The following is a 3,172-nucleotide window of genomic DNA, read 5'->3' on the forward strand; positions in this document are numbered from 1 at the left end:
CCGCGGACCCCGCTTCGAATACCACGTCATCGCACTCGCCTCGCACCTGGCCCGCCACGGCGTTTTTCTGGTGCCGCAGACCTCGGCGCCTTTCCACTACAGCGGAAGCCAGGAGATGCTCCAAGGGCAAGGCGACGCCGAATACAAGCGTTTCTCCTCCGGCACCGGCATCGTCCTCGAGCCCGGATGCAGTGTCGACACCGCCTTCCACGACCCGTACTGGCATCAGCCCGCACCGCGCACCGAGATCGTCACCACCGAGTTCGGTGACACCGCCCTCGCGCGCCACCGACGCGCCCGCAGCCGAGCACGCGCCGGTGCCGTGGTGGCGCCGTGGGACCGGGCCACCCGCGCCAGCTGAAAAACCGCCAGCCCCTCGTACCCGCCGATTGGACAGGAGCCCGGATTCGTCATGCCCACACCAGGTTTCAGCCTCAGCACCGACACGAACTCCACCGATTACGGGGCCTCCTACACGCTGTTCCGCACCGACGAGGCACCCCTGACCGGGACGGTGTTCACCGACATGGGCGAACACACCGTCCTGGTCGACGGCATCCCCGAACGCCGGTCGATGGTGATCGTGCGGTTCTTCGGCCTGCGCGCCCACGGCGAGCCCCTGGGCAACCCGCGGGTACTGGCCCGGTTCGTCCCCCGAGAGCCCGGCCGCGGGGCCGCGGCCGCGGTGTGCCTGGGCGAGCCCGGACGCCTGCACCTCGAACTGGGCCATCCACTCACCACCGCCGATGCGGACCTGCGGGAACTGGTGTCCGACACCGTCATCGCGATCACCGCCGAGTTCCTCACCGACGACCGTGCCGCCCGCCATCGCCACTTCTGCGCCGATGCGCGCCGCCAAGACGCCGCCACCGCACTCGGGACCATCGACGTGCTCCAGCAGCGCGGCTACCGGCGTCTGGCCGCCGCCCGCGCCGAGGCCGACGCGGCCTGGGCGCTCGTGCAGACCCTGCGCCAGCAGAACTGACCCGCGCCGATCCGTACTGCTGATCGCAGCCACCCGAGGAGTTTCAATGATGCTCGACACCGACCTGACCCTCACACCTGCAGTGCTGGCGGACCTGCGTGCGGTCCTGGCCTATGCGGAGATCGGGGAGGAACGCGACTACGACGAGTGCGACCCGCAGGACCGGGCGTATCACATTCTGCACCCGATCCGGCGCCTGTCCGCATGGCTCGCGGGTGCTGCGGCTGCGAAGACATCCTTCGTCTACATCCAGCAGGGCGGCGCGAGCAGAGAGTTCTACCTGCATGCCTTCGACACCGAGGCCGACGCCGAGGCGGGCCGGCAGGACAAGGATTCCTTCGGCACCACCGCGATCGTGCGGATTCCCGGCCTCACCTCCGAACAGCTCGACGCCGTCGACGAACTCATCCAACAGATCGACAACCTCGTCTTCGACGTAGCGGCCGAGGCCGACCCGCTCACCCCTGACACCTGAACCGCACTCACCAGCCCGAGGCGCACGCAGGTCACCGCGCTCGAGCGACCTCACGCGCCCGACGCCTTCGCCTATGGCGAGGCGCTCGAATCGGCCCGTGCTGTCTGTGATCCCTGCAACTGCCCTTGCGCCCCTTCCTGCACGTGACACCCGCCGCACCCGGTGGGTGTCGCGTCGTATACGCCTGTCCCAGAGAGGAATACACCGTCATGTCGATCGCCTCGTGTGTGCGTCACGCCGAGTTGGGAGACCTCGTCGGTCTGCTCAACGATCAGCAGGCCGCCAAACTCGACGTCCTGGCCCCCGCGTCGGCGCTGCGCGCCTGCGACGGGCTGTTGCAGCTGTCGGGGGTGGAGCCGGTCCTCGACGACCGCGGCGTCACCCCTGTCGATGGCCTGTATCGGCCGACCGGTGCCGCGGATTCGCATCTGGGGTCGAAGCTGAAGATCCCCGCCGGATACCTCAAGTCGCTGCGGGAGATCCAGCGCACCGACCTCTACGACGCCAACGTCAACGGCCTGCTGCACGGCCCGACCGATCCGCGCCTGCCCGGCGGGCCGGACGAGCGCTCGTTCCTGCTGCGCCTGTTCACCTCCTCCACGCCCGGTGAGCCGGGGGTGTTGCGGGCGGTGCTGTCGGACCGCTACGGGATCATCGACAACCTCGACGTGCTCACCGCGGTGCTCGACGGTATCCGCCTGGCCGACACCGACGTCACGGTGCGCTCGTGTGATCTGTCGGAGTCCTCGATGCACTGCAAGGTGTATTCGCCGAAGATCCGCACGCTCGCGCCGACGTTCCTGGAGAACTATCGGACCCCGTTCGCCAACCCCGACCTCGAGGCCGAGCGCCGTCGTGTGGCCGGGCAGATCGAGACCGGGCGGCGTCTGGCAGCCCGCGAGGGCCGCGGCTACCGGCCCGGTTCGGAGCCGGTGGTGTTCGCCGGGTTGCGGTTCTCCAACTCCGAGATCGGCCACCACGCGGTCACGTTGAAGCCGGAGCTGGTGGTGCAGATCTGCGGCAACGGGCTCACGCTGCCGTTGTTCGCGTTCACCAAACGCCACGTCGGGGACCGCCTCGAAATCGGCGGCACCCGCTCCTGGTCGCGGGACACCCAGCGTAAACGGCTCGCGGTTATCACCGCCGAGACCCGCGACAAGGTCTCGGAGTGGATGTCGCCGGAGTTCCTGACCGCCCGGGTCGAAGAACTCGAGCGCCACGCCGGGACCCCGGTGACCCAGCCCGACCGCACCCTCGAGGTCGTGTCGAAGAAGCTCGGGTTCACCGAGGACGAGCGCTCGGGGATTTTGTCGCACTTCATCGCCGGGGGACAGCTCACCGCCGCCGGGATCGCCAACGCGGTCACCAGCTACTCCCAGACCATCCCCGACCCCGACCGCGCCGACGACCTCGACGACCTCGCCCTCACCGCGATGACCCTCGTCTGACCCGCACCCGAGGACCACTCTCCCGCTCGATATCCCTGTCCCTGCTTTTCCGAAGGAGTTACGCCCGTGGCCGAAACCGTTGTTCTGACCCGTACCGAATTCGACACCGCCGAGCACTTCGGCGCCGCCGGCGCGGTGACCGCGCTGGGCCCCGACACCGTGGACCGCTGGCGCGAGCAGTACCCGGACTGGAAAGCCAAGCACTGGGGCTACACCGACCCCGAATCCCCGCACGGCGCCCGGTACCTGCGCCCTATCAACGTC

The 3,172-nt window shown here is 68.9% G+C and carries 5 protein-coding genes; all 5 read left to right on the plus strand.

Annotated features, from left to right (window positions below):
- Positions 1-361, plus strand: a 361-nt coding sequence (locus tag HOV91_RS38770) for a class I SAM-dependent methyltransferase (protein ID WP_498072333.1), incomplete at its 5' end; no start/stop codon positions are given.
- Positions 362-412: 51 nt separating this feature from the next.
- On the plus strand, positions 413-985 hold the full coding sequence (locus HOV91_RS38775; RefSeq protein WP_043735721.1) for a hypothetical protein: 573 nt from the start codon (positions 413-415) through the stop codon (positions 983-985).
- 46 nt (positions 986-1,031) lie between these two features.
- Positions 1,032-1,460: a hypothetical protein gene (locus tag HOV91_RS38780; protein WP_043735719.1), complete on the plus strand. Its 429-nt coding sequence runs from the start codon at positions 1,032-1,034 to the stop codon at positions 1,458-1,460.
- 209 nt (positions 1,461-1,669) lie between these two features.
- On the plus strand, positions 1,670-2,908 hold the full coding sequence (locus HOV91_RS38785; RefSeq protein ID WP_043735714.1) for a hypothetical protein: 1,239 nt from the start codon (positions 1,670-1,672) through the stop codon (positions 2,906-2,908).
- A gap of 66 nt (positions 2,909-2,974) precedes the next feature.
- On the plus strand, positions 2,975-3,172 hold a 198-nt coding region (locus HOV91_RS38790; RefSeq protein ID WP_217441607.1), incomplete at its 3' end, for a hypothetical protein.

It is taken from the genome of Nocardia barduliensis (assembly GCF_013315795.1).
GTDB classification, from domain to species: domain Bacteria; phylum Actinomycetota; class Actinomycetes; order Mycobacteriales; family Mycobacteriaceae; genus Nocardia; species Nocardia barduliensis.